Raw genomic sequence first — 26,453 nt, forward strand, 5'->3', positions numbered from 1 at the left:
AATGACTGGGAATTCCAACAAATAAATTACTCAACTTTGTGGGGTGGATATCTTGCACGCTTAATTAATCAGGGCGGGCAAGATGCCCACCCCACAATATTTTTATCATTTGATGGTTAGTGAGGAAGGCTAATCATGCAACTAAATCGATTCGACAAAATTCAGGAATTCTGGCACTGCACTCAGGCTTACTTACTCCAGCATCAGGTAGAAAATAATGTTTTACTCAGTATTTTGCATACCTTGTTGCATAATCCAGAACGTTATCTGGGTAAGCCTTATTTAGCAATTGTCCAAACAAGTGGCGAGATTGTAGCTGTTGCCATCCGCACCCCACCCCAAAAATTGATCCTATCCAAAGCCCAGAATATTGATGCCTTGCGGTTGATTGCTCAAGATTTGCGTCAAGAGCAACTGCCAGGAAGCATGGGACTGGCAACTGAAGCAGAAATCTTCTCGCAGACTTGGCAAGCGCTGACAGGAGAATTCTATCAACGGTCGGTGGTAATGAAAATTTACCAATTAACCGCAGTGCAAAGAGTCTCAACGGCCAGAGGATATCTTAGACTGGCAACTGAAGGCGATCGCTCTCTTTTGATCAAGTGGCTTTCTGCATTTTTATCTGAGATCGATGAGGCGGTGAGCGAGGATGTCGAATACCAAGTAGATAATCGGTTAAAACAGCAGAATATTTATTTTTGGGTTGATAGCACTCCAGTTTCAGTTGCGTCTAGTAAACAAGTTTTACCTACAATTGGTCGGATCAATTTAGCTTATACACCACCAGAGTATCGTCGCAAAGGATATGCTACTGCCTGTGTCGCAGCGTTAAGCCAAAAATTGCTAGACCAGGGATGCCGCAATTGTTTCCTCATAGCAGATTTAGCCAATCCCACAGCCAATCATATTTATCAAGCGATTGGGTATTGCCCCATTTGTGATTGGCACGAATACTCATTCACCTCGAAGGAGTAAGCAGAATAAAGCGATCGCTCCAAGCTGTTAAATTCAGGTGAGCAACTGGTCTAGTAATGACTGTTAGGGCAATAATGGTAGTTTTCAGAAGGACAAGCAGGATAATCTTCGGCCTGTTTTTTAACAATTTACTGCGGTAGGAACGCTGCATAACCTGGATTGAGAGGGCAAAATAGAAAACATGACGATTGAATCCAATTCCTCTAATCTACCAACCCCAGAACCAGCCCCCGAAAACGATTTGCAGCCAGATGACTTTGACGGTGGTGCAACGGAGAAAAACCTAAGCTCAGAAGCACTAGCGACGCAACAAGCATTAGCGTCTTTAAAATCTCCGCATTTACAACAAGCCCGTTCTGACTTCAAGCAACCCATTACCAAGCAATTTACCGTTAAGCCGAGGGCATTGCTGATTACTCTAATCGCGATCGCCATCACCCTCGTTGGAGTTATCCTTAATAACTGGATCGTTGGCATTATCGGAACGCTAATAGCTTTGCTGTTATCCCTGGCGATATTATTGCCTTGGTTGCAAGAAGTTTTAAACGAGTGGTTTTCACCCCAAGAACGCACCCTGTTTGTGGCCTTTTTGGGACTAATAGTAGCCATCATTGGCTTGATCAGATTCACAGGTGCAGGCGATCGCTTACTGCTTTTAGGACGCCAGATTAACTGGGATATTGCTGGTAGCCTAGCAGAATGGTTTGGCGCTTTGGGGCAAATTCTCATCGCTATCATCGCCGTTTATGTGGCGTGGCGACAATATGTCATTTCTAAAGACTTGACAATTCAGCAAAATATGCTTACGGTTCAGCAAAATATTATTACCCAGCAGCAGACAATTGATTCTTATTTCCAAGGCGTATCCGACTTGGTATTAGATGAAGAAGGATTATTAGAAGATTGGCCCCAAGAAAGAGCGATCGCGGAAGGACGCACTGCGGCCATTTTAAGTAGTGTCGATGCTAGTGGGAAAGCGAAAATTCTCCGTTTTCTCTCACGTTCTAAGTTGCTCTCACCTCTAAAACGCGATGGCCGATTAGGTCGAGCCATTTTCAACGGAAGTGGCGGATATGCAGAAGACCGCCTAGAAGGTGTGCGCGTCATTGATTTAGGCGTAATGTTAGCCGCAGCAGACCTTTCTGGTACTGATTTGCGTTGGACTGATCTGAGCGAAGCTAATCTTGTCCGCGCTAATCTGGTCGGTTGTGACTTAGTAAAAGCCAACCTTTCTCGCACAATTTTATATAGTGCTAATCTTAGCGATGCTGACCTGAACGGGATTCGCCTATTCTATGGTGTAGTGGATAAAGCATCACCCCGCAGTCGCACTGAACCACCAGATTATGAAACCGGTGAACACACTGGTGCTGTGGTGGAAAATGCCGATTTCAGCAATGTACAAAGGATGTCTGATTCTACACGTTACTACTGTTGCAGTTGGGGTGGCGAAAAAACCAGAGGTACTATTCCTGGTGGGTGTGAAGGTATTCCCAATAAGTTGGGAAGATAGTTACAACAGAATTCAGGAGTAAAACACAGTTTAAATATAGCCGTAGTCACACAGATTAACGTGAGTTCGATAAACCTCTTCCTCCCAGCCTCCCTCTGTGAAACGGAAAGGGAGGAGCAACGAAAAATTCAGCCTTTTGCTCCCCTCTCCGTGTCGGAGAGGGGTTGGGGGAGAGGTCAAATAAGACTTGTCGAACTCACGTCAGATTAGGACAGTCTTGATTGCTCAAAGTCTTGAAACAACTGGGTTTTTACTCAGCACGGGCTAAACGCCCCGCTTCCGCTAACAGCACTCAGCTATACTTCTCTCTAGAGAGTGCTACGTGTTCCCCAATCTCTAACTCTACCTAATTATTTTAACTAGCTTTAATTAGGCAAAAGTCAATTGACTAATACGCTTCAAAATTTGGAGTAAGTTATATAACTCATTACCACGGTTACGGACATCAAAAATATCCGAAGTGGCATAGCGAGGAGGATAACCTTTGAGCAGTTTAATGAAAATAAAACTACCACCAGAAGTAATTATGCCAAATACTACATCTTGTGACTGGGGAGCAGCCAGCATATATGCCAGAATTTGGTCAGTTCTAGTAGGTCATCTTGCCACTCTCGAAAGAATTCTTCCGAATCAACTAGCTCTAATCCGTAGAGCAATATTAGTTGCTCAAGTGTGACGTTTTCCGCAGCAATAGTTTGAACCATTATGTTAATCAAGGAGTAGAAAAATCTACCAGTTTAGTAATTCTCGCCTTCAGGTAGGGTGAGAATTTCAACGCCATCTTCAGTTACAGCTAAGGTATGCTCACATTGAGCAGAAAGCTTGCGATCGCGCGTTACCGCAGTCCACTTATCGCTGAGAACCTCGACTTCGTAAGTACCTTCATTAATCATTGGCTCAATAGTAAAAACCATCCCTGGTCTGAGGCGCTTGCCCTTACCGCGTGTCCCATAGTGGGGAACATCCGGCGCAGTATGGAAAATATTACTGATGCCGTGTCCAACGAAATCTCGCACCACAGAAAAGCCTTGTCCTTCAGCATACTCTTGAATGGCTGCACCAATATCTCCAATGCGTCCCCCAGGTTTAACTTCCGCAATACCAAGGCGGAGACACTCTTCTGTTACCTCTACTAGCTTTCTGGTTTTTGGGGAAGGAGTACCAACAAAGAAGGTTTTGGATGTATCGCCGTGATAACCCTCAACAATCGGCGTCACATCAATATTAATGATGTCACCTTCTTTCAGAATTTGCTTGGCATTGGGAATACCATGACAGATCACCTCATTTACACTGGTGCAAATCGATTTAGGATAGCCCTTATAGCCAAGGGGTGCGCTTTTTGCTCCATGAGCTTGCGTCCAACGTTCGGCTTCATCATTGAGTTCGAGAGTGCTAACCCCTGGCTTCACAAACGGTTCTAGATGCTGGAGAAGTTTGGCTGCTAAACGCCCAGCTTGACGCATTTTATCTATTTCTCGCTGGGATAAAATAACAATTAGTTCAGTTTTCATCAACTTTTATCTAAAGTATCTTTCATAAACATAGTTAACCCTGTCTTTGCAGCTTTTTGTGCAGCATCCGCAACCTTTAGGGTGTATAAGCTCTCCTCTGGACTCACGTACAAAGGAGTGCCATCAAAAAGATGGTCTAACACCATAGTCGTGTCTTTGACGAACAAACCCCGGCGAGGGCCAACCTCTACAGGTGTTGTTTCGCCTGGCTGGATCAGAAATCCTGTGTCGCCATCAAAAATTAAACCACCCTTTTCCCCATGAACTTCAAACTTGCGTTCTGGTTGCCAGATAGTTTCACCTTTGCCATAGACTACTTGGGCTAAAATTCCACTGGTAAAGCAGAGTTGACTAGTGCAGAAACAAGTTTGGTAATATTCCGGTTCTATTTCCCAATATCGCTGGTGACAGTTAACTGTAAATACTTTACCAAATAAATCCGTGAGACGATGTAGGCGAGACAACGCCCCCATTAAGGGAAAACCGAACATCTCGTGGTTATAAGTCCATTTGCGGGGTGCAGGATTTTGGGGATTAATAGTGCTGTAGCGAACATAAAACACCTCACCAATTTTGGCTAAGTTTTGCTTCAAGGCTTGATGCAAACCACCCAAAAGTTCCAGGTGTTCAACGTGCAGGAGTTTTTGTTGTGCTTTGGCTAAGACAATCAGTTCCTCAGCTTCGATTACATCCAACGAAAGAGGATACTCTACAATCACATGTTTGCCGTTGGTAAGTGCTGCACGAGCGATCGCACCATGATCTCGATTAATGGTGGAGATCGCTACTAGGTCTATATCTTCCCGCTCTACTAGCTCTTGCCAAGAACTCAACGCTTCAATCTGGTATTCTCTGGCAAAGGCTGCTGTTTTTTCTGAGATATGACCAACAACTGCGACTAAATGCGATCGCTCATCATTAAGCAACGCTTCAGATCGAAACTTTGCCGCATAACCAGTACCTACCAAACCTACACGCACTATTGCTTTTTCCAAAGCTGCTCCTGAATTATACATGATCCTCACTAGTTCTGTTTTTGAGTCTCCCACGTTTATAGTGGTGAGATTCTCTCTTCATGGAGAATCCAATGACTTCACCAGTCTAGACTCTACAACATTCGTCCTAACCCCTCAAGGTATTTGAAGCTAGTCAGAAGTACGTATGCTCAAAAGAGAAAACTTGAAAAGAAAAGCCCCCTTTTTTATTTAGGGTAGGTTTATCAAAAATCATAAATTAAGTTCTTTGTCAAGACAATGAACAAAAAAATTGAGAACAAGAAAAATTACCGCTTCAACCAGAAAATTTCAGTGCTTCTCTAGGGTATTGCCGCAAATAAGCTAATTGTCTAATCAGATTTTTTAATGATTTTTTGCTCATAACGCTTGTAAATCAGCGCGTTTCAGGAAATGAAACAGCCCTGTTTTTTATGGGAGTTGGAGGATCTCTTTTGCGTAAATCCTAAAAAACATAGGTAATATTAATCTTATTCATGTTTTATTCTCCATAAGATAATTTTTACTAATCACAACCTCACTAGGGTATGAAATAATATAAATAAAACTTATCGGGATTAAGCAACTAAATTTCATTACTAATCGGGTTCAATTTCCAGTTACATCGTTTAATTTTTCTCGTAGTATCAGAATTGAAGCAAATTTGAACTAGCGGCTAATTCCACAGAACAGCCGTTACCTTTGCCTTAAGATAACTTATACTGCCGTTTGCAAAAGAGAGGATTACTCAATGCCAACTTATAAAGTGACACTAATCAACGAGGCCGAAGGACTAAATAAGACACTTGACGTTGATGACGATACCTATATTCTGGACGCTGCTGAAGAAGCTGGTCTTGACTTGCCTTACTCTTGCCGCGCTGGTGCTTGTTCGACCTGTGCAGGTAAAATCGTATCAGGTAGTGTCGATCAGGGCGACCAATCATTCTTAGATGATGAACAAATCGAAAAGGGATATGTACTGACTTGTGTCGCCTACCCAACCTCTGACGTAACAATCGAAACTCACAAAGAAGAAGATCTTTACTAAGAGTCAGCGACTCAACCATAAACCTCTTGCAAGAGTTACTAATGTTGAAAAAATAGAAGCAGGGCATCTAGGGTAAATACTTTACCAGTGCCGTTTGTGCCTCTCGAAACGACTTTGACAAAAAGCCTAATTTTCATGTTGAGCAGGAACACAACATTTGCTGTGTTCCTGCTTAATTTTTGACAGAAATTTTTAGGTATTTAGACCACGACTGAGACGGTCATTAGTCATTGGTCATTGGTGCATATCCTCTTTCTTGTGGACGGAAAAGCTTTTTATGCATCGGACTAATATGAACCACGTTAAATACTAAGTGTGGTATCTGTTGGACTAATGAATGACTTTCGCGTTGCGGTTTATGAAAAAAGTGAAGGTTTAAAACCGTACTCGTCCCGCTACGCTAACGCCCGCAAGTGGCGCGAAACAGTCCTTGTATCCCAAGGTAGTTAGAAACCCCACCCCGGAGTGTCTGTCTTGATTAAATTGCGAATTGCGTTAGCGTAGCGGTAGCGAGTCTTCGATAGCGAAGCGTTAGCGACGCAGGAGCGTCGCGTCATTGCAAATTGCGAATTGGTTTCATACTCCAAGTCAGTGTAGGTAGTTCACAGCTTAATCTCTTTACTAAGAATTTGAATCTCAGTACCAGGATAGTAAAATTGGAGAATTTTTGGACTTGACCAACCTAGTTTCGCTAAATTTTGAGCGCCTGTTTGACTTAAGCCAACTCCATGCCCTAATCCACCACCAATAAAAGCGTATCCCCAGAGTTCCGGTTTGCCTTTGTTCAGAGGTTCTATGTAAAAAAGCGTACTTGTAGGAGCGGCGAAGGCGCTGCGAACTTCGTCTTTGTGCAGAACAAAGGTGCTGTGATCAGTTTTAACAGCAAGTTCAAGGATACGTCCACTCTGGCTTCGCTTCACTACTGCCATAGCCTGAATTGTCTTAAATTTGGCATGGGGACTGTTTTTCACCTGCAAAAATTTCTGCAAGTCTTTGGTAATATCCTCTAGACGGGTTTCCTTGCGCCAACGAAACACATTCCATTTGCTTTCATTAAATCCTTGTTGCGTATTAATAAATTTTTGGAAGTTCTTTTCATCTGCTAAACTCTGCTTAGACAAATCCCAAAAATTAGTTGCAGCATCTAGTACAGGGCGGAGATAGGGACGATCATCGCCATTCCAGACATCACTGAAGGAAGCAGTGACACCACCAGTGGTGGAAGAATACAGGGCATCTACTAGTTCATTTTTATAGGTTAGTACTTTACCCCTGGTTGAGGCGATCGCTTGGTCTGTTTTGCTAACTGCTCCCTTCAGCCCATAATAAACTTGGCAGTGAGTATCAGCACATAACTGATAGTTGTCTGCGGCAAACCTGCGTAAATTTCTCAAGGCATAAGTCCGGGCGAGAATTGCCTGGGCTTCTAGCGCCGCTTTTGGTGCATCCGTGCCTATTTCGTAAGGCACAACCCCACGCAAATAAGTTTCTAAAGGTACTTGATTAACTAGAGTGTATGTGCCGTATGCATTTGGCTGCAAATTCAGCCTCCCGGCATAAAGACGAGCATTTTCTGGTTTTTCGCTTTTATTCACCCGAATCAAGTTTTTCTCAGTGCTAATTTCCAAATCATTCGGGCTGTAGCGATTGCCATCCACCACCCAACTGACTCGCGGCACTTGTTTTAAAATTTGAGTATCAAGATATACTTTCTCTTTGGTAGAAGCTTGGATGTTTTGTAATAACAAGCGTCGCAGTAAAGGAGTGCTGTAAACATCTCGTTTTGCCCAAACTTGCCAGCGTTCTGGCTGGGCTATTTCTACTTCCATTCCCTGAGAACGCCATTTATTCGCACTGTCTTCTGCGGTTTCAAAAGTGCGGTATGTGCCCAAAACTACCACTTCTTCGACTGCTGGCTGGGGTAAAGCTTGCATGACTGTTTCCAGCTTTACAGGGTTATTGGTAACTAGGGTTTGCTGCTTATTGCCCGCTTTAAATTTTAGCTTTAAGCGATCGCCTTTTATGGGTTCCAGTTGCAACTTGGCTGTAGGTTGTGAGCCAAATCGCTGCACAATCCCAATTTTAAGTTCCATATCCGGGATGTTGCTCTCAGGCCCAGATGCCGCAGTCAGACCCAATAAACAAAATGTTGTCAGCACAGTGTGGGAAAAACGCCAAAACAAAAATTTCATGGCTACCTGATAGCGTACCCCTACGGGGAAGCAAGCTACGCGAAGCGTCTCCAAAAGTTGCGATAGCAAGTAATCTCTCTTAGAGAGCATCTTTTGCCCCTTAATGCTTCGTTGGAGCTGATTTTCCAATTGCTTTGTAGCGCGGTTTTTTTGTCGCATGAGTGCTCCAATGATACCATTACCAATTTTGCCCCAAATACTAGTTGCAAAACGAAGTCATAATGACTATGATTTATTTATAGGTAAAAAACAGAACTAGTTGGATAAACTTTTTATGGTTAGAGTCCAAGAAATTCCATTAAATCAGATAAAACGTCCATTGCCCCGTGCAAACGATCCAAATAAAGTGCAAGCCTTAATGGAATCGATTGCGGAGATTGGGCAACAAGAACCTATTGATGTCCTAGAAGTAGATGGACAATATTATGGCTTTTCTGGTTGCCATCGGTATGAAGCTTGCCAGCGTTTAGGCAAAGAAACCGTTTTAGCCAGAGTCCGTAAAGCACCCCGCAGCGTTTTGAAGATGCACTTGGCATAGATAATGGGGATTGGGGCATGGGGCATGGGGCATGGGGCATAGGGCATGGGGAATGGGGAATGAGTACTTAATTTATTTTCTTGCCAATGCCCAATTCCCAATCCCCAATTACATATAACCTAATTAGGAGAAAATTATGTCATCGAAAGTAACAGTCAAAAATGTAAATATCGGCATTGACGAGGCGAGTAGGGCTAAAATTGCCGAGGGTTTATCTCGCCTGTTGGCTGATACTTATACACTGTATCTGAAAACTCATAACTTCCATTGGAATGTAACGGGGCCGATGTTTCAAACATTGCATTTGATGTTTGAAACCCAGTATACAGAATTAGCCTTAGCAGTTGATTTAATAGCCGAGAGAATTAGAGCGCTTGGCTATCCCGCACCAGGAACCTACAGTGAATATGCCCAACTAAGTTCGATTCCAGAAACCCCTGGAGTTCCTAAAGCTGTAGAGATGATTCGTTTACTAGTTGAAGGACAAGAAGCCGTAGTCAGAACTGCACGGTCTATTTTTCCTGTGATAGAGGAAGTTAACGACGAACCTACCGCCGATTTATTGACTCAGCGGATGCAAGTACATGAGAAGACAGCTTGGATGTTGAGAAGTTTACTGGAAGAATAGGAAGAGGGAATGGGGAATGGGGAATAGGGAATAGGGAATAGAGAAGAAACTTGATCACTAAATACCAATGCCCAATGCCCCATGCCCAACGCCCAATGCCCAATACCCAATGCCCAATGCCCAATGCCCCATGCTCCATGCCCCATGCCCAAAAGTTGCAAAACTTAATGCAACAGGTGGGTATTTCTAGTTTTAAAGCGCTGAGTCGTGCTGCTGGTGTCTCAGAGCGTCAGATTTTGCGGTTACGCCAAGGAAAACTTGAGCAGATGCGGGTAGAGGTGCTGCTCAAGCTGTCGTCAGTGCTACAGATGTCATTGAATGAATTAATCACAACTTTTTCAACCGTAGAGTTGTTACAAGAGCAAAAAGCGCCTACTCAGGAATTGTTACAAGAGATTGCAGATTTAAGAAGAGAGTACGATCGCTCTCAACTTCAATTAGAACAGCAACGAGAGATATTACTACAAGAACTCCAGCAGTCGAGTTTGCAACTGCTGGAGTCTTTATTATTGCAATGGCCAACAGCAGCACAGAAAGCCCAGGAGAATCCCCAGCTAGCAGCAGTCAAAATAGTCCCGTTGGTGCAGAAACCCTTGGAAAAGCTTTTACAGGCGTGGGGAGTGGAAGCGATCGCACCTGTGGGAGCAGAATTATCTTATGACCCCCAACTGCACCAATTGATGGAGGGAACAGCACAACCTGGAGAAAAAGTCAAAGTACGCTACACTGGCTACCTTCAAGGTGAAAAGTTGCTCTACAGAGCCAAAGTGAGTCCGGTTTGAGGGATGTTAGGAGTTAGGAGTTAGAAATTCATAACTCTTTACTTTTTGTATTGTCTGTTGAGAAATGACAGATATTGGGAATACTAAAATAGCAGAGGCGATCGCCTCAGAGAACTTCTTTTAGGGCATTGGTTTAGTTTCGAGCTTGCTTGGCGCTGTTGAAACCGAAACTTTTGGCTCTAGAGCGGCAGTTTAGAGGTAAATTATTTCAATTATGTAAGTAATTGGACATAAATAAACGTAGATGCTAGTTACTATCATAAGTATTCAGTATTCAACAAAGGATTATATCCACTAATGATTCTGATATGAAACCCCGATAGTTGAGTAATTTTCATAGTATTTTTGCTTGTAGTACTGAATTGGGGGTTAGAGCAGGGGAAAATTTGGTGGGTGATGCAGACCCGTCGCTAAATTGGAGAATAATCGATACCTACCACCTAAGCAATGCGATCGCTGCAACCCATTGAATTTTGAATTGTTTAATCATGACTATCATTATGAGGTTTATTGGAGAACCTCAGTTTTGCAAAAATATTTGAGAAATAATCTGAAAAGCAGTAACTTCAGCTTGTAGATCAGTATGTACCTATGTCAATGAGATGCAAGCAAGTGGGCATGAAAAAATCAACCTATATGAAGAAACATCAAATCAGCAAACAACTTAAAAATCGGTCATCCCATCTTTTTGACAAAAATAAGCATACATGAGTTTTACTATACCGACTTACTTATCTTGTTTATTTATAATTGGTCTGTTCCTAATAGAAAAACTATACTTCTATTGAGCTAATAATTTTTTTGTCATTACAAAAAATCAAATAAAAATGTTTATAATTAATCTTTATATATCCGAAGTAATTATCAATGATTACTCAATATGTAATCTTAGATTTTATTTTGCAGGCATTTTTAAATGTTCTATGATGGGTATATAATAGCGACATCAGAGCATCATTTACACAAATCAACGTGACATAATCATGAGAGAACAAGTAAAAGTTATTAAGCTCAGTGGTAATTTAAACGCCACAACTTCGCAAGAATTTCGACAAAATATCACTGATGTTATAGAAAATGGCGCGAAAATTGTGTTAGTTGATTTTAAAGATGTAACGTTTATGGATAGTTCAGGTTTGGGAGCTTTAGTCTTAGCTTTCAAAACCTTGAGAGCAGCGGATACAAAGCTTGTTCTATGCTCAATTAATGAGCAGGTCAGAATATTATTTGAACTGACTAACATGGATAAAGTATTTGAAATATTTCCCAGTCAAGATGCATTTAATCAGGTTTTACTTTCCAAGACATAACTAATCAAACTTCATTTGTAAAATCGATAAATCATCATCGAAAGCATCTTTGGAGTTGAGGGCGATTAAATAACTCAGTACGTGATCAAGTTGGCTATCAATAGGATTTTGTAAGCTAACTAGTAGCTGGATAAAAGCATCTAAACTCCAAAGTGTACCATCGGATTTAGTGATTTCATAAGCGCCATCACTAAAAATGTAAAGGGTGCTGAATTTTTCAATATTGCAAAAACCATCAACATATTTTGCCTCTGGAAACATGCCGACTGGCATACCGGGGGTTTTTAAGAGTTTAACTTCAGACTTCCTTGGAGATGTGCCAGTTACTAAAACTGCTGGTGGATGACCTGCACTAGCATAAATTAACTGGCGATTGATTCGATTGTAAACTCCGTACCAAATAGTAAAATATTTGTCATTTTGATAATTCATCTGGAAGGTATCATTCAAAGCCTTCAATACATCACTAGGTTGATAATAATTCAGACCTTTGAGCGCACGGGAACGCAACAGATTCAGCACTGAGACAGAGGGAAGAGTCGCTTTGAGTCCATGTCCGGCGGTATCGAGTAAGTAAATTGCCAGATAGTCATCATCGAGCCAATAGTAATCGAAACAGTCACCGCCGAGTTGTCGCGAGGGAATAAATCGGAAATTTATATAGAAGGGTTCAGTCATCGAAAGAGGCAGCAGCGATCGCACATATTCTGCTGCTTCTGACATTTCTGATTCTAAAAGCAACTTTTGAGCCTGCAAATCTCTACTTAACTGATGCAGGCGTAATCCTGCTCTTACCCGTGCTTGTAATTCATTATGCTCAATAGGTTTGGAGATAAAATCATCGGCACCAGCATCTAAACCTTTGACGCAATCGGCAACGGAATCTAAGGATGTTAATAAAATAAAGAATGTGGTAAAAAATTTGGGGTCTGTCTTAATGTGGTGGCAAACTTCCAGCCCGGTCAAACCCGGCATGATCCAATCACAAATAATTAGTGCAGGACGGTAAGCCAGTGCCTTTTCTATTCCTTCCTCGCCGCTACTGGCTGTAACTACCTCATAACCCTGTTTTTCCAACATCCTTTTCAGGAGTATTTTTATTGAATAATCGTCATCAATTATTAGTATTTGAAACATAGAAAGTTATAAGAAACACTCATTAATAATTTGCTGTAAAAATAGAAAATAAAAATACTATATGGGCTAGTTAGTTAGTAGTACATCTGGATTATACTACTAACTATTTTTTCTTTTCGCGCCGAATAAATGACTGTTTAAGAGTCATAAAAAACTATGGCGCTGCCAAAGGATTTAACCACAAGAGGATGGTGCTTTTTAGCTGGTTTAAGTCACGGTATGCTTCTTGCTTAAACCATTGCCCTAATGCATCAAAGGGGGTGAAATATGTTCCAGTTTGCCATTTAATGTCTTGACCTAGAGGTGTTGTATGAGTTCCTGGTAACGTTTGTGCTGTCACCATATCATCAAAACGTTCTTGTAAGATTTTGGTTAAAGCTGCTGATTGATCAATGGTGTCATTACTAAATTTTATTAATAAATTGCGCCGGATATTGTAACGATCTTGGACAAGCTTGTTAGTTTCCAAGGGTGAGGGGGTAAACTCGATTTTCAAAGTAGAATTGAACTGTTCTACTAAGGGAATAGCTTCTTTAGCGGCGTAGTTGTTGAAGGATATTAAAATATTGCCTGCACGTTCTACTTTAAAGAGGCTACCAATCAGCAAGTGAAGTTTACAGCCCATACTATGTCCAATGCCGTAGATGGGGAAGTAAAGCTTGCGTAATGCCCCAGAGTCTTGTAAACGTTCGAGGGTGCGGTCAAAATTTAGCAGCACGGATTTTGCGATCGCAGTATGATCCAATGTATTGACGAAAGGCGTAGCAATTACAACATAACCTTTACTTGCCAGTTGTTCGAGTAACCAGCGATAAGTGATGTGTGGTGCAGTGGCGACAAATGCACCTCCCAAAAAATGAACGATACCTATGGGATTTCGGGGAATGATTACCCAGTTGCCTCTGACTTCTTTCCAGTCCATGCTAATGAGCGATCGCTTTAGGAATATTCTTTATGTTAGACCGGGGATCGCAACCGTGGGAAGGAGTATGGAAAAAGCTATTGAGGATGTCTCTATCCAACAGCGTCTATGGACTTATCTAGAGCATCTATACTTTTGCCAACTCTTTCTAAATCCCCATTACAAAACTTAATTACGTTAGCATAGCAGTAGCGACTACGAATTACGTTAGCGCAGCGGTAGCGAGTCCGCGTACTCTTACTCTTAAAGCTTGCTACGCTTTTAGCGTTTGTCTTTGCTACGCAACGCTACCGCGAACGACACGCTGTTCGCGTTCGTAGAGAGCGTTATTACGAATTATCTTAACGCTGAGTTTGTAATCTTTTCATTTCGTGTTGTACATCTAATGCAATCTGTAATGCTTCGTTGAGTAACCTTCCATGCTCAGTAGCCTGTTCCGTTACTTGCATGGCTGTTAAAGTTGCTAAATTGTTGACGAATAGTTCTGTATTACTAAGAATAAAGCTTTTATTCTCCCTCAAAATCCTTTCTGTTTTCAAAGCGCGAACTAAATCGCTTTTGGTGAGTTTAAGTGCTTCGATAACGCCCTCTCTTTCTTTTATAAGAACTTCTGGATTACCAGCTTCTTCTATTTGGTCGTTGATATCTATTACTCTAATCACAGTATTATATCTATTAACCTCATTTAACAGGATTTGTAGAGACTTTGTCATATTATTTTTGACAATTTTATTTCTAGTTTTCCATATTAAATACAAGATAGTTTGCGTAAGACCACCAACCCAAAAACTTAAGATAATTAACAATATCCAAGATGGAATTGTTACCCATCTTACAAATAATTTAATGATTATATCAAATAAAATATAGACAAAAACAAATGTAGAAAACCCAATAAAAACAACAGTTGCTCCTTCAGAACTTTTGATTTTTTGTATATATATTTTTGTTAATATCTTCAGAGGATTTGTAATGATTAAAAGATCCTCATTAACAGGTAAATTAGTCAGCTTTTGCAGATCATCCTGACTAATTTCCAAGCCCTGTAAATCATCCCGCACAGCTTTTTAACCCTTGCCAGAATAGTTATTTAATCTAATATAGCAATCAAATTTCTGGAATGCTGGCATTTTGTCCAAACTTTATCAGGCAAGTTAATACTTCTAGTCAATGTATTTTTTTTGTACAATATTATACTCTTTTGTCAAGATGACTATTTATACTATAAGAGTAACTAGAAGGAAAATAAATCAATTGCCTGTAAATGTAATGTAAATGCAACAGGTTATTGTCCTAGTAAACAAACATTTACAACTATAAGAAAAATTAATGCAAAAGTCCGCAAAAACGGACTTTATTTGTTTAGTTATAAATAATTGTGTCTCACTAATTACATTAAGTTCGTTTTGGAGAAGATTGTTTCTGTTTTGAAATGCCACGCTGAAGGTTTAAAAATGGAGGGATGGGACAGTCTAACGTCATCGCGATCGCTCTGAGTAAATCTGCTTCTGACTGTGTAACTTTGTTATCCAATAGTACCGTGTGGGCGCAGGCATCAACAATAGCTTGCTTGAGTTTAGGACTGGCAAGGCGCAGACGCTCAATACTTTTCTTGAGTTCAGTGAAATTGCAGGTTAGTGGTATTTCTGGTTTTTCTTGCTCTCCAGCTTTGGGAAGTCGAAAAACCCCTGAGCGAAAAGCATAGGCGATGTCTTCGGTGGATGCATCTGGTTGAGAGTTTCCAACGCGGGCAATTACGGACAGTACTAATAGGCTATCTGGCCAAATCTGTTCGATGGAGGTGAATTCTACCGTTGTAGTAGATGTGGGATTTATACTAGGTTGAAGCCGATGCCACAGTATTAACTGCAACACAAAATGCCACAGTGATAAACTTCCGGTGGCTACAGCTAAACCGTGGACGCATTTGCACAGCCTTTGGCATTCTTTGGCAGAATTTTGACGCAATACGGGTACTACCAAATCCACAAGTGGCAAGCGAATGCTGGGATCTAACTGGCTAATTTCACTGCTCAATTCCAGGGTTTTTTCTACCAACTCAGTAGGCTGCACCTCGCGTAACCAAGCAACTTGACGTTCTTTGATCTCGATATTTTCTGTATCTAACGCTAGCGCAAAAGCGATCGCCATTGCACTTTCCTGCTCCCGCACACCCAAGTGCAGGGATTCTGGTAACTGCGATAACAGCCCTTGAGCATGGGCAAAATGCTCTGGTGTAACGCTTCCAACTTGGTTTACAACCTTTGCTGGCGTGGTGCTGGAACCACCAGCAAAGCCCATTGTTAGGGATTCTTGGGAAGGGGAACGCATCTGATTGCGAGATGGCATTGCTGCCAAATTGCTGACGTTCAAACCCCCAACCCGGCGGATACGTTCTGCGAGGGGTGGGTGGGTAGAAAACATATCTTCCCAGAAAGAGGGGTTGAGAGCATTGCCAAAAAACATGTGGCTGGCGGCTTCTGCACCCGGCGAAATTAAGCGTGAATCCATCTGTTGGAGTTTTTGGAAGACTCCGGTAAGTCCGTTAGGGTTGCGAGTGAACTGTACAGCCGAAGCATCGGCGAGAAATTCACGTTGGCGAGAGACTGCGGCTTTAATCAAGCGTCCGCAGAGTAAGCCGATACCGCCAATTGCCATTAGTGCTAAACCAAAAGCCCAGATAGGTAAACCCTTATCTTCCTTTCCTAAACGGAAGGTATCACGAAGGCGCCACAGCAATTCCCCGGTTATGTAAATGAACAAAATCCCGTGGAGTAGTCCCACCAAACGCAAATTTAGCCGCATATCTCCATTGAGAATATGACTGAATTCGTGGCCGATGACTCCTTGTAGTTCATCCCGGCTCAGGTGTTGCAAAGTTCCACGGGTAACTCCAATTACAGCATCATTGGGCGTAAATCCGGCAGCAAAGGCATTAATCCCGGTTTCTCTCTCAAGGAGATAAACTTGTGGGACGGAAATACCAGAAGCGATCGCCATTTCCTCGACAATATTTAATAGTTGTCGCCCTTGTTCATCGGCTGTATCTGGGAGTAAGAGTCTTCCCCCCAACTCCTGGGCAATTACGCTTCCTCCTTGACGGAGACAGGCAATTTTATAGAGGCTTCCCACTGCGATCGCAACTATTGTAATCCCAGCCACGTAGAGAAATATCCCTGGATGCCACCAAACACGGGGAGCCATGCCGAACATAAATAAAGTGGCAATATAAATCGCCATAATCATGGCTGCGATCGACAGGGAAAATAACCCGATTAATTGTTGCGTATTTTGGCGTGCCCGATCCTGATGTTCAAAGAAATTCATAGACACCTAAAAAGACACGCGTGGAGCATTTCTTATTTCTGGAGTAGCTTCGGCAAGCAATTCTGCGACAGTAAAGTTAAAAGTATTTGCCACAAGATTGCTGGGGAAAGATTCGCTCTTGGTGTTATAAAGTGTCACCGCGTCATTAAAAGCCTGACGGGCAAAAGCAATCCGGTTTTCAGTGGAAGATAATTCTTCCATAACCTGAGTCATGCTGCGATCGGCTTTCAATTCTGGATAAGATTCTGAAAGTACCATCAACCGACTTAACGCACCCGTCAGCGCTCCTTCAGCATTGCCCAACTGTTGCATCGCTTGCGGATCGCCAGGATTTTGGGCGGCACTACTGCTAGCATTAATTGCAGAATTCCGAGCCGCAATAACTGCTTCTAGAGTTTCTCGTTCATGTTTCATGTACCCTTTGGCAGTTTCCACCAAGTTGGGAATTAAATCATAGCGGCGTTGTAATTGAACATCGATTTGAGAGTAAGCATTTTTGTAACGGTTGCGATACTTGACTAAATCGTTGTAGCTATTAATGATAATTACAGCAACAATGGCAACTAAAGCAACAGAAAATATTAAAAGCCCCATATTTTTAGATGATTTACATTAGGTAGTTACTTTATATCCAGCAAAATTTCTGTGGATATAAAGATGAGTCTACTTGTAGCAAGTTGGCTTCGTCGTCTGTAAAATTAGTTACGCAGATTTACTGATAATGCACAAGATCCCCGACTTCTTTAAGAAGTCGGGGATCTAAGTCTTGCGATTTTCACCAATCAGATAAAATTGCTATATGTCATCAGATAATTTACCCATGAATATGAAGAAATAGGGAATAACCACTGGCAGCAAAAATAAAAAGGATAGCCACAGGAAAAATTACTACATCCCTGACAATAAATAAAATCCAATCTTTTCTTAGTTCTTGCCTAAACTTAAGTTCTCTCAGCTTTAGCTCAAGTTCTACGTCTTCTTGCAATTGCAAATTTTCAGGTGGCAGAATTATTTGATTGTCGCTTTTGCTAGCAATTATTTTTGATAAATCTGTTCTATCTGTCATGTTGTTTAAACGCCAATAATTAAAATATTACTGCCGAATCCCTTTAATAAACTCTGTCCTTGCTTCAATTATTGAAGGCATTAAAATACAACGCACTAACAAATTTATATCTAAGTCTGGCAGTAATTGGCTTTGAAAAATTTGCTCATAGTTATCATTAGTGAGGTGATATACAGATATCTGATTATTTTCCCAAAACCAGACTTCAGTAATGTTAAAACGCTTATATTTTTCTAACTTATTTATACTGCCACTATTAATATTTACTTCAATTGCTAAATCAGGATTTTCTTTCTTTTCCCCTATATAATAAGATTCATCAGGTTCAAAAGAAGTTCCCTTTTCTTTAGCGCGACGAGTAGCGCTACCTACAGGGATAAAATTTATACCTTTTTCAAAGAAGTAAAGCGCTAAAAATATAGCAATCACACTTTTAATAGCTTCGTGTTGTTCACCAAGAGTCATAAATTCCACACACCCATCAAGATAAGTTATCCGCAAACCTGGCGCATCTGCTGTTAAGGCTTCAAGTTTCTCAAATTCTTCCCAAGTGTAATGGCCAGGTAAGAGAAAACGCTGTTCTTCGAGGGTATTGATTTTGTCTAGGGTTTGTGGGGTCATATAGATATTGGTATCAAGTAAATAAGTCATAAACTAATGTCATTGTTAGAAATAGTACGGCTATCATAAATATCTTTGACTATTTCTTCAGCAGTACGTTCATCTTCCCAAGGATCAAGCCTTTTCATAAATGTTTCTAGTGGATGCGGTTTTGACTGCTGTTCAGATGAGACAATTATTTCATTAACTATCAATTGATTTGCTTCTGGAACTCCTAATTTTTTGGTTTCCTCTTTAGCTATAACCATGATTTGTATCAAGGTTATAGCCTGACGCAAAACATCACTTTTATTTGTGCCTATTTTATTTGCTAGTTCGTCTAGTATCTAATTTAGTTCAGGTGACAAATCTAAGTTTAGGCGAACCATCTTTTGAGCGTCAGTCATGGTTCCATCCTTGTGTAAAACCTTAAGTACATTCTTAATATTTAAATCTTCATTGTTACCTAAAAACTAATGCCTAGTAGTCCTCCCTCCTCATTCTCATCTGTAAGTCTTAGTCTCACAAAAGAATCAAAATTAAAATCAAGTGGGAACTCTGAACGTGGAACCATATCTGAATTCAATGTACAGATATACTGAAAGCCAAGCCTTCTTGACTCTCTATCAGCTAATTGTAGAGCAAGGGATACCTGTCTCTCATCTACACCATCAAAAATTGTGCTGTCATGAATTAATATACGCGGTGAAGGGTCACGCTCTGACCAAAGTTGTGCCAACATTAAGTCATAACAGAATATCTTCATCTTATCGATCCCTTCACTACCATCACGTCTAATTTCTACTCGGAAACTAAAGCCATTGCTTCCTACATCAATAACAAGTGTTCCTGGAACGTCGTAAAGAAATCGAGAGTTAATGCTGAATAAATTAATAGCACGTTCTGCTTGCTCATTCCGTTCTCCATAGTCACGACGTGCGCGTTGTAGTAACTGTTCTTTTTCAATTTTTAAGGTACTTTTTTGCTCCTCAAATTGTTTTAATTCTTCGATACGTTTATTAATTTCATTGAGATTAGCTACTTCATCAAGATAAATTTCTTGTAGCATTGTGTATTCTTCTAAAGCTCCATGCGTCTTTAGCACTTCCAAAAGTTCGGCACGCTCATTAGTTTTCTCTCTAATAAAACTTTCTCTAGAAGATATTTGCCTTCTAATACGTTGAATTTCACTTGCTAAAAACTCACGGCGATTCTCTATTAGTCTGCGATGAAATAGTTCTACTTCTTCTAGTCTTCTAATTACTAAACCTGGTAACTCAACACCTGCATCCTCATATATACGAACAACCTGATCTGGTCTGGGTTCATCCTCCGAGTCAAGACTAGATTGATAAAACTCCAGTAATTTATTTTCAATAATTTTTTTATTTGTTGCTTCGTGAATTTCTGAGGTTAAACGGTTAGCAGTTGCCTCTAATTCATGGTATTGAGACGCTACCCTAAAATTGTTAAGAGTTTCTTTTCTTTCACGTAATTGTGCTTCTACTTGAACCTTTAAAGCTTCAAGCTCACCTAGAGAACCAAAAATTGCAATTGCAACTCCAGGTTCTGTATCTTTTTTAAGTTTTTTAATATCTGCGATTAATTTCTGTTTATCCTTTAAAAGTTGTAAATCTCTTGCCTCTTCCCAAGCAAGACCTAACAAAAAAGCATTATTAACTTGCTTATCCCATCCAGGTTGCTTTGGATGATGCTCGAATGGTGTAGAAAATGCGTCTCTTCCACGACGGATAAAATAAGAAATTAGTCCTCTAAAAGTAGGTTTATATTTCTTAGCTTCATTATCAATGCTTAATCCAAATGTTAGATTTCCCAAAACAGTCTTCCAGTCTTCCAAACTGAGAACTTTTTGATCTTCTTGTTCTCTTGGCTGAATAGGCCAGTTAGCAGTATTTCCATCAATTACTACCTGAGACCTATCGTCAGTATTTCTTGTAACAGTGATAATTTGATTTGCAAGTGTAAGCTCTAAACTAAAAGCCCAACCACGAAGAGTTCTAGAACCAAGCCCTTTGGCAGTTGGAATAGTGCCTCCAAGACAAAAGTGAATTATTTCAATGAGAGTAGATTTACCCAATCCATTACGAGAATCTCTTCTGCCAGAGTCTTCTGTGCGATCTGCTAAAACTACGTTAAAGCCAGGTCTAAACTCTACCGTTTTGAATGATGCACGATTACAACGAACAGCATGAATCATCAGTGACACCTATGAAGTAATCCTGCATTCATCTCAATTGCTCCTATAGCGTATAGGAGATCAAGAGTTAAAACAAAACGTTCAAATGTGGCAACTTCTGGCATGGTAGCAACAGCACTCCAAAGTGATGAAACTGTTCTTGGTTGGTACAATTGTTCTAGTATTGTAGCACCTACCCCCAATAGAGAGTGACTAGTAGAGATATGTTTTGTAGGAAGAATCATCGCTCGAACACCTCGCACTTCTCAAAGAGATAGTACAGCACAGCTAAACCAGCTGCTTGTAGATCATAGTCTGAACTACTATTGCAAGAAAACTCATGCAAAGCATCCAATAAAGCATTTCCTTTTAATCCGGTTGCCTGGAGTCTTTGATATTCCTTTACAAACCCTGCTTTTAGTCTCTCTGGAAAGTCAGGGATTATGTTAACCATATTCTCAACAAAGTTACCAACCATCCTAGCTTGAATTACCCCTGTCATAAGTCTGGATTGAGCAACCCCAGTTAGTTCATTTTTCAACATTTTTGGTACTGGAGGAAGAACAGTATAGTTAACTTCAGCCGATATAGGCATACAAAGAATTCCCTGCGTTACCATATCTAATTCCCTGAATGTCAGAGTTGTCATTGCACTAACGAGAGATTCTTGTTTTTGTGGATGGTCAGACAAGGAATCTAGCTCAGTTTTATATTCAGAAATTCTTGCTTTTCTTCCTTAATTTGCTTTTTAAATTTGGTTTTCTGCTGTGGCTCTTGAGCAAGGCGTAAATCGTCTTCTAATTCCTTTTGTAGTATTAATTCCTCATTTATGTGTTTTTCTATGTCATTTTTTCTTTGCTGGTGCATATTCACTTTCTATTCTCCTCTGAATCGCAGCACCAAGGCTTGCCAAGCACCTTTAAGGTTTATTCCTGTTCCTAGTTCTAATTCACCTTCATAGTCCAAAATAAAAGGAATAAGAGGTATACCAACCTTCAATCTATGTTTGAAATCTAATTCAGGGGCATTGATAACTTCCGCTAAGGCTGCTTGACTAGGAGGCAAAGCAGTCCCATTTTGTTGCAGTTTAGTTATATTTTGCTGTATTCCTTGTAAAATAAGCTGCATTTCTTGCTCTGTTACCTGGTCGGTTTCTATTGCATCTAAAACAGTAGAAATCATAACCATTTGAGCTTGATTTAATTGTTCGGTTATGGCTACAATTATGTTCTGTTCACCAGCGTTATAACGAGCTAATAGTCCTTTACGCAAGTGATTAATGTTTTCAAATATAACCTTCTGCCCAGCATATAATCTATCTAATCTGGTGTTCATTTGTTGCAACTCGATAGCTACATTCTGCATTTGTACATTTGATTCACCAGTTATCTGCATTCGCAATTCATCATATTCCTTCTGATAACGATTAGCAGATTCGCGCAATTTATCAATTTCTCGTGTGTACTTAGCCTTGCGACGTGGATCATCTTCATACCGCAAGGAATCTTCATAGTCTTTGAGTAAATCCTGGTCTTGTTTAATGTTGTCTTCTAAATGTTGGAGTCTCAAGTCGAAGTTTGAAGGCATCACTGTCTAAGAGTTGTTACTTGATGAAGTTAGGCATAAAAAGCACTGTAGCATTTTAGACTCACAAACAGTTAATTGTAATAGTTAACTTAAGTAATAATCCCAGTTTTTTTAAACGTAAAAATTCCTACCCAGTTTTAGACTAGATAGGAATATTACATCTAAACTACATAGAATATTAATGCACTAACGCGATCGCACGTTTCGTCAACGCTTCAGCAGTCAATCCATTAAATGCCATCAACTCGCCAGCACTGGCTGTAGTCTCCCCACGCTTCCAAGCGAAGGTGTCGCGCTTGGCTGTACTCCGCAACAAAATTGGTTCTAGCATCGCCGCAGCACCACCTGTCACAGCAATTAGCGCATCGCCATCAAATAATTCAGCAAATTTGGCATCATCCAAGAAATCGCTATAGGGTTCAGAACAGGTATCCCACGCAGTATCATGAGGACGATACAATTGCCGAGGATTGATGACAGAAACTATCTTCGCACCAATACCTTCAGTTTCTAAAAAAGCCGCAGCCTCAAATACTGGCATCAATGTCATATCACCAATTACAGCAAATACAACTTGTTTATCACCAGCGATTTCATGTAATAACACTGCACCATCGCGCAACCCTTGACGAGTTTGTTCTAAAGTTGTGCGAATTGGTAACGGCGATTTACTGGCTGTAATCACAACTCCCTTATTCTTAGTTTTCAACGCCCAGTCATAACAAGCTTGAATACTATTAGCATCAGGCGGAAATAATGGGAAAACATTTCCATTTCGCATCAACGAAGCAAAGTAAGCTTCAATTTCTGGACGTTGGTGAGTCCAACCGTTACGCCCTTGCTCTAATGCACCTGCTGTGAATAAAGTAATAGTTGAGGGAGTTTGACGGCGCAATTCTGCCATTGATTGGGTTACAGTTTGCCAAATTGGTAATCCGTTGATGGCAAAAGATTCGTAAGAACACCACAATGTTCTCGCACCCATTAACGCCAAACCCGCAGCTAAACCGGCACAAGCATCTTCACTCAATGGTTCATAAACTTGTCCGTTTGGTGCTTGGTTATATAAATCGTCGGTTGTAGGGTGGATAATCTTTAATGCTTGGTTGATGTTGGCAATTCCAGATGCTTCGTTACCGTCGGCGTTGGTGACGAGGAAATTCTGATCTCTTTTTCCAACTATTCCTACCAATCGTCCCATCGCGGTTGTGGAAACTTTGGCTTCACCACCAACTGCATATTCTTCTAAAGGTAATTCGCCTAATTCTGGCAATGGGAATTCAAATTCTGTCACCACAGTTTTTGCGGCTGGGCCACCACCGGCGCGTTCGGCATTTGTTCTGACTAATTGCCAAGCATCCGCAGACAAAGCACGGGTTTGCAATGCACTAATAATATGCGGCGCATCCAGCGTATCTTTAGGATATAAGTTGTGAGATTTAGCACCCCGCGCGTGGACTCCTGCACCTTTGAGTTGTTTAATAATAAAAACGGTAAGTTTACCACCGAGTGCAAAACGCGCTGCTTTATCTACACCCGAAAGTACTGCTTGCGTAAATTCTAGGCGCTTCTCAAAAGAAAAGACGGTACTATCAACGTAATCCCCTGGCTGGTTTTGATCGTCGAAATCTTTGGCATCTACTAATACCACTTCATCAAAACCGTTACCCTGCCAATATGCTTGCATCTGTTCGTTGGTTTTGAGGGAAACCATGCTGTGATGTTCTTGGCTGTAACCGTTCCACACCAGTATCGGCAAGAAGTTGGTGGCAGCAGGATAAGCAGTATGGAAGTGAGCGATCGCACTTACAATATAAGGCTCACCCAATCCACCATCCCCAACTGTAAAGGGGAACAACTTATCTTTGTGTAACAGTGCAGCCGCCATTGCAAAGTGTTGCCCTTGTCCCAAAGGCCCCGCAGGTGCGAGAATACCGGGGATGTAACCAGAAAGGTGTCCTAATAGTCCGTGCTTTTCTCGGAAGCGATCGCGCAATTGTTGGACTGTAAAAATTCCCATGTCCTCTAGCGAACGATCCAAGAACATGGCACTATAAAATCCAGGGGCGTGGTGTCCAACTTCAGTAATAATGTTCTTGTATCCCAGCATGACAAGAGATGCATAAGCTTCTGCTTGGCTGGCGAATCCGCCGGGATGCCCAGAGGCTTTACTACCAGTAACTTGTAAAGTCAGGTAGCGTAAGGCATCGGCAGCTAGTAAAGTTTGATATACAGCTGCTTTGTCTGTGGTAGATGCGATCGCTATTTTTCCCGACTCAATAGCAGGTTTTGCACCATAAGTTTCAAAATCTGGTAACGCTTCACCAAAATATTGAATCCCTTCAGAAAAATTGGGAAGCGCTGAAGATGCCTTTGCGGAGATTGCAGTCATGCTGAGTACCTTGTAACGATTAGGTGAAACTGTCTGACTTTTCACGGTATCTGGGGAACCTCTCTCTAAATCTCTCTCCTAAAAGGAGAGAGACTTTGAACTTTCCCCCTTCCCGCGTCGGGAAGGGGGTTAGGGGGTTAGGTTTTTCGTAGGCTTTTCCAGATGACATGAAAATTCAGATGAAACTGTAGATGCTCGTTGAATTTAACAAAAATTTTACATCTTCGAGGTTGTAACAGTTTATTGCTTTTTTGCAACGTTAGAATAAGTACTTTAAATGATTAGGCAACCAGAGTTTCGGTTAGTTTAAGTAGCAAAAAAATATTAAGTAGCAAAAAAAATTATGAAATTACCAAATGGGCCACAAATTCCAGCTTTTTTACAGATGGCGCGCTGGATTGTTAATCCGATGTCATTTATGGAGGATTGTGCCAAAAGCTATGGCGAGATTTTTACTCTCAGATTAGATAAAAATCTTCCTCCTATGGTGATTGTCAGCAACCCCCAAGCGCAACAGCAGATTTTGACAACTGATACCAAGGAATTAGAAGCCCCTGGCGATCTGAATAAGGTGTTTGAACCTTTGCTGGGCAAGCGTTCTGTGATTAGCATTAGCGGCGCAGAACACCAGCGTCAACGCCAGTTGTTAATGCCTCCCTTTCACGGCGAAAGAATGCGGAATTATAGTCAGGTGATTACCGATGTCACCAAGCAAGTCATTAGCCAATACCAGATAGGTAAACCCTTTAATATTCGGTCTGCAACCCAAGCTATTACCTTGCGGGTGATTATGCAAGCTGTATTTGGGCTATATGAAGGGCCTCGCGCCGAAAAACTACAGAACTTTTTGGGCGATCTTTTAGAAAAAGCTAGTTCCCGGTTAAGTGTGGCTTTGCTTTATTTTCCAGCTTTGCAAAGGGATTTTGGCCCGATTAACTTCTGGGGAAAACAGATACGCCTTCAGCAAGAAGCTGACGAACTCATCTACGAGGAAATTCGGGAACGTCGAGAACAACCAGATTCATCACGCACAGATATTCTTAGCTTACTCATGGCTGCTAGAGATGAAGCAGGCCAACCCATGACTGATGAAGAGTTGCGCGATGAATTGATGACTCTGTTAGTCGCCGGTCATGAAACCACAGCAACAGCCTTAGCATGGGCATTCTATTGGATTCACAAAGTACCGTCAGTGCGCCAAAAGTTACTGCAAGAATTAGATGGCTTGGGCGATAACCCAGACCCCAGCACCGTTTTCAAATTACCCTATCTCAATGCTGTTTGTTCCGAGACATTGCGGATTTACCCAGTAGGTATAGTAACTTTTCCCAGAAAAGTAAGAACACCGATATCGCTGGGCGGTTACCAACTAGAACCGGGTACAGTCCTACTTGGTTCTATTTATTTGACCCATCAACGGGAAGATATTTATCCAGAACCTAAGCAGTTTAAGCCAGAACGTTTTTTAGAACGGCAATTTTCTGCCTATGAATATTTGCCATTTGGGGGTGGTGCAAGACGTTGTATTGGTCTAGCATTTGCCCAGTTGGAAATGAAGCTAGCACTTGCTCAAATCCTTTCTAGCCTGGAATTAGAGCTAATTGATAATGGTGAAGTGCGACCTAAACGCCGTGGTTTGGTGACAGGGCCAGATCGTCCTATTGAGATGGTTGTCACGAGTCAACGTCAGGTGAAGTCTCCCATTCTACAGACAACCACTGCTTGATGCT

Annotated in this window: 27 protein-coding genes; 8 read left to right on the plus strand and 19 right to left on the minus strand. The window is 41.2% G+C overall.

All coding sequences use genetic code 11. The features are described 5' to 3' along the window. Positions 1-135: 135 nt before the first annotated feature. Together ACWATR_RS17580 and ACWATR_RS17585 are read left to right on the plus strand one after the other, a co-directional pair. Entirely contained in the window at positions 136-975 is an 840-nt protein-coding gene (locus tag ACWATR_RS17580) for a GNAT family N-acetyltransferase (RefSeq protein ID WP_460334941.1), read from the plus strand. A gap of 181 nt (positions 976-1,156) precedes the next feature. Further along, entirely contained in the window at positions 1,157-2,488 is a 1,332-nt protein-coding gene (locus ACWATR_RS17585) for a pentapeptide repeat-containing protein (RefSeq protein WP_460334944.1), read from the plus strand. A 369-nt stretch (positions 2,489-2,857) separates the two neighbouring features. On the opposite strand, the gene ACWATR_RS17590 is transcribed toward ACWATR_RS17585, so the two are convergent. From ACWATR_RS17590 to ACWATR_RS17605, 4 genes are read right to left on the minus strand one after another with little or no spacing between them, the layout of a single operon-like run. After that, on the minus strand, positions 2,858-3,055 hold the full coding sequence (locus ACWATR_RS17590) for a hypothetical protein (protein ID WP_460334948.1): 198 nt from the start codon (positions 3,053-3,055) through the stop codon (positions 2,858-2,860). Beyond that, positions 3,025-3,192, minus strand: a complete 168-nt coding sequence (locus ACWATR_RS17595; RefSeq protein WP_460334951.1) for a hypothetical protein — start codon at positions 3,190-3,192, stop codon at positions 3,025-3,027. The genes ACWATR_RS17590 and ACWATR_RS17595 overlap by 31 nt, the downstream gene beginning before the upstream one ends. A gap of 33 nt (positions 3,193-3,225) precedes the next feature. After that, complete coding sequence (gene map, locus ACWATR_RS17600) at positions 3,226-4,002, minus strand: type I methionyl aminopeptidase (protein ID WP_460334954.1); 777 nt, start codon at positions 4,000-4,002, stop codon at positions 3,226-3,228. Next, positions 4,002-5,018, minus strand: a complete 1,017-nt coding sequence (locus ACWATR_RS17605) for a Gfo/Idh/MocA family protein (protein ID WP_460334957.1) — start codon at positions 5,016-5,018, stop codon at positions 4,002-4,004. Before ACWATR_RS17605 ends, map begins: the two co-directional genes overlap by 1 nt. A gap of 727 nt (positions 5,019-5,745) precedes the next feature. Here ACWATR_RS17605 and ACWATR_RS17610 point away from each other — a divergent pair. Further along, complete coding sequence (locus tag ACWATR_RS17610) at positions 5,746-6,045, plus strand: ferredoxin (RefSeq protein ID WP_069073385.1); 300 nt, start codon at positions 5,746-5,748, stop codon at positions 6,043-6,045. Between the two features lie 602 nt (positions 6,046-6,647). Here ACWATR_RS17610 and ACWATR_RS17615 read toward each other — a convergent pair. Continuing rightward, entirely contained in the window at positions 6,648-8,396 is a 1,749-nt protein-coding gene (locus ACWATR_RS17615) for a SpoIID/LytB domain-containing protein (protein ID WP_460334961.1), read from the minus strand. Between the two features lie 115 nt (positions 8,397-8,511). On the opposite strand from ACWATR_RS17615, the gene ACWATR_RS17620 reads away from it, so the two are divergent. The 4 genes from ACWATR_RS17620 to ACWATR_RS17635 all read left to right on the plus strand — a co-directional run bounded on the left by ACWATR_RS17620 (position 8,512) and on the right by ACWATR_RS17635 (position 11,495). Further along, complete coding sequence (locus ACWATR_RS17620) at positions 8,512-8,775, plus strand: ParB N-terminal domain-containing protein (protein WP_012410090.1); 264 nt, start codon at positions 8,512-8,514, stop codon at positions 8,773-8,775. Between the two features lie 136 nt (positions 8,776-8,911). Next, positions 8,912-9,403, plus strand: coding sequence for a Dps family protein (locus tag ACWATR_RS17625; RefSeq protein WP_460334965.1), 492 nt, complete (start codon positions 8,912-8,914; stop codon positions 9,401-9,403). 116 nt (positions 9,404-9,519) lie between these two features. After that, positions 9,520-10,185 carry a nucleotide exchange factor GrpE gene (gene grpE, locus ACWATR_RS17630; RefSeq protein ID WP_460340479.1) on the plus strand — a complete coding sequence of 222 codons (666 nt, stop codon included), beginning with the start codon at positions 9,520-9,522 and terminating at the stop codon, positions 10,183-10,185. Between the two features lie 983 nt (positions 10,186-11,168). Next, complete coding sequence (locus ACWATR_RS17635) at positions 11,169-11,495, plus strand: STAS domain-containing protein (RefSeq protein ID WP_069073387.1); 327 nt, start codon at positions 11,169-11,171, stop codon at positions 11,493-11,495. Here ACWATR_RS17635 and ACWATR_RS17640 read toward each other — a convergent pair whose 3' ends face one another. The 14 genes from ACWATR_RS17640 to ACWATR_RS17705 all read right to left on the minus strand — a co-directional run bounded on the left by ACWATR_RS17640 (position 11,496) and on the right by ACWATR_RS17705 (position 24,723). Further along, positions 11,496-12,632 carry a PP2C family protein-serine/threonine phosphatase gene (locus ACWATR_RS17640; RefSeq protein WP_460334969.1) on the minus strand — a complete coding sequence of 379 codons (1,137 nt, stop codon included), beginning with the start codon at positions 12,630-12,632 and terminating at the stop codon, positions 11,496-11,498. A 154-nt stretch (positions 12,633-12,786) separates the two neighbouring features. Next, the gene (locus ACWATR_RS17645; protein ID WP_460334972.1) at positions 12,787-13,554 is read right to left on the minus strand and encodes a DUF1350 family protein; all 768 of its coding nucleotides are present in this window, start codon (positions 13,552-13,554) and stop codon (positions 12,787-12,789) included. A 341-nt stretch (positions 13,555-13,895) separates the two neighbouring features. Then, positions 13,896-14,615, minus strand: coding sequence for a hypothetical protein (locus tag ACWATR_RS17650; RefSeq protein WP_460334975.1), 720 nt, complete (start codon positions 14,613-14,615; stop codon positions 13,896-13,898). A 334-nt stretch (positions 14,616-14,949) separates the two neighbouring features. Next, entirely contained in the window at positions 14,950-16,881 is a 1,932-nt protein-coding gene (locus ACWATR_RS17655) for a M48 family metallopeptidase (protein ID WP_460334978.1), read from the minus strand. A gap of 6 nt (positions 16,882-16,887) precedes the next feature. Beyond that, the gene (locus ACWATR_RS17660) at positions 16,888-17,475 is read right to left on the minus strand and encodes a LemA family protein (RefSeq protein WP_190890700.1); all 588 of its coding nucleotides are present in this window, start codon (positions 17,473-17,475) and stop codon (positions 16,888-16,890) included. A gap of 220 nt (positions 17,476-17,695) precedes the next feature. Then, entirely contained in the window at positions 17,696-17,947 is a 252-nt protein-coding gene (locus ACWATR_RS17665; RefSeq protein WP_460334982.1) for a hypothetical protein, read from the minus strand. Between the two features lie 27 nt (positions 17,948-17,974). Continuing rightward, complete coding sequence (locus ACWATR_RS17670) at positions 17,975-18,568, minus strand: Uma2 family endonuclease (protein WP_460340482.1); 594 nt, start codon at positions 18,566-18,568, stop codon at positions 17,975-17,977. A gap of 26 nt (positions 18,569-18,594) precedes the next feature. After that, the gene (locus tag ACWATR_RS17675; protein ID WP_460334985.1) at positions 18,595-18,816 is read right to left on the minus strand and encodes a hypothetical protein; all 222 of its coding nucleotides are present in this window, start codon (positions 18,814-18,816) and stop codon (positions 18,595-18,597) included. 197 nt (positions 18,817-19,013) lie between these two features. Next, the gene (locus ACWATR_RS17680) at positions 19,014-20,765 is read right to left on the minus strand and encodes an ABC-three component system protein (protein WP_460334988.1); all 1,752 of its coding nucleotides are present in this window, start codon (positions 20,763-20,765) and stop codon (positions 19,014-19,016) included. Then, positions 20,765-20,989 (minus strand): ABC-three component system middle component 6, encoded by a 225-nt coding sequence (locus ACWATR_RS17685; RefSeq protein WP_174711759.1) that lies wholly within the window; start codon positions 20,987-20,989, stop codon positions 20,765-20,767. Before ACWATR_RS17685 ends, ACWATR_RS17680 begins: the two co-directional genes overlap by 1 nt. Then, positions 20,986-21,435 (minus strand): hypothetical protein, encoded by a 450-nt coding sequence (locus ACWATR_RS17690; RefSeq protein WP_460334992.1) that lies wholly within the window; start codon positions 21,433-21,435, stop codon positions 20,986-20,988. Before ACWATR_RS17690 ends, ACWATR_RS17685 begins: the two co-directional genes overlap by 4 nt. Before the next feature lie 5 nt (positions 21,436-21,440). Next, positions 21,441-21,617: a hypothetical protein gene (locus ACWATR_RS17695; protein ID WP_460334995.1), complete on the minus strand. Its 177-nt coding sequence runs from the start codon at positions 21,615-21,617 to the stop codon at positions 21,441-21,443. A gap of 3 nt (positions 21,618-21,620) precedes the next feature. Further along, on the minus strand, positions 21,621-22,331 hold the full coding sequence (locus ACWATR_RS17700; protein ID WP_460334998.1) for a hypothetical protein: 711 nt from the start codon (positions 22,329-22,331) through the stop codon (positions 21,621-21,623). 178 nt (positions 22,332-22,509) lie between these two features. Next, a complete protein-coding gene (locus ACWATR_RS17705; RefSeq protein ID WP_460335001.1) occupies positions 22,510-24,723 on the minus strand; it encodes a phosphoketolase family protein in 2,214 nt (737 codons plus the stop codon). 343 nt (positions 24,724-25,066) lie between these two features. Here ACWATR_RS17705 and ACWATR_RS17710 point away from each other — a divergent pair, with 343 nt between their 5' ends. Then, complete coding sequence (locus tag ACWATR_RS17710) at positions 25,067-26,449, plus strand: cytochrome P450 (RefSeq protein WP_460335004.1); 1,383 nt, start codon at positions 25,067-25,069, stop codon at positions 26,447-26,449. Positions 26,450-26,453: the final 4 nt, after the last annotated feature.

Source organism: Nostoc sp. UIC 10890, from assembly GCF_054786515.1.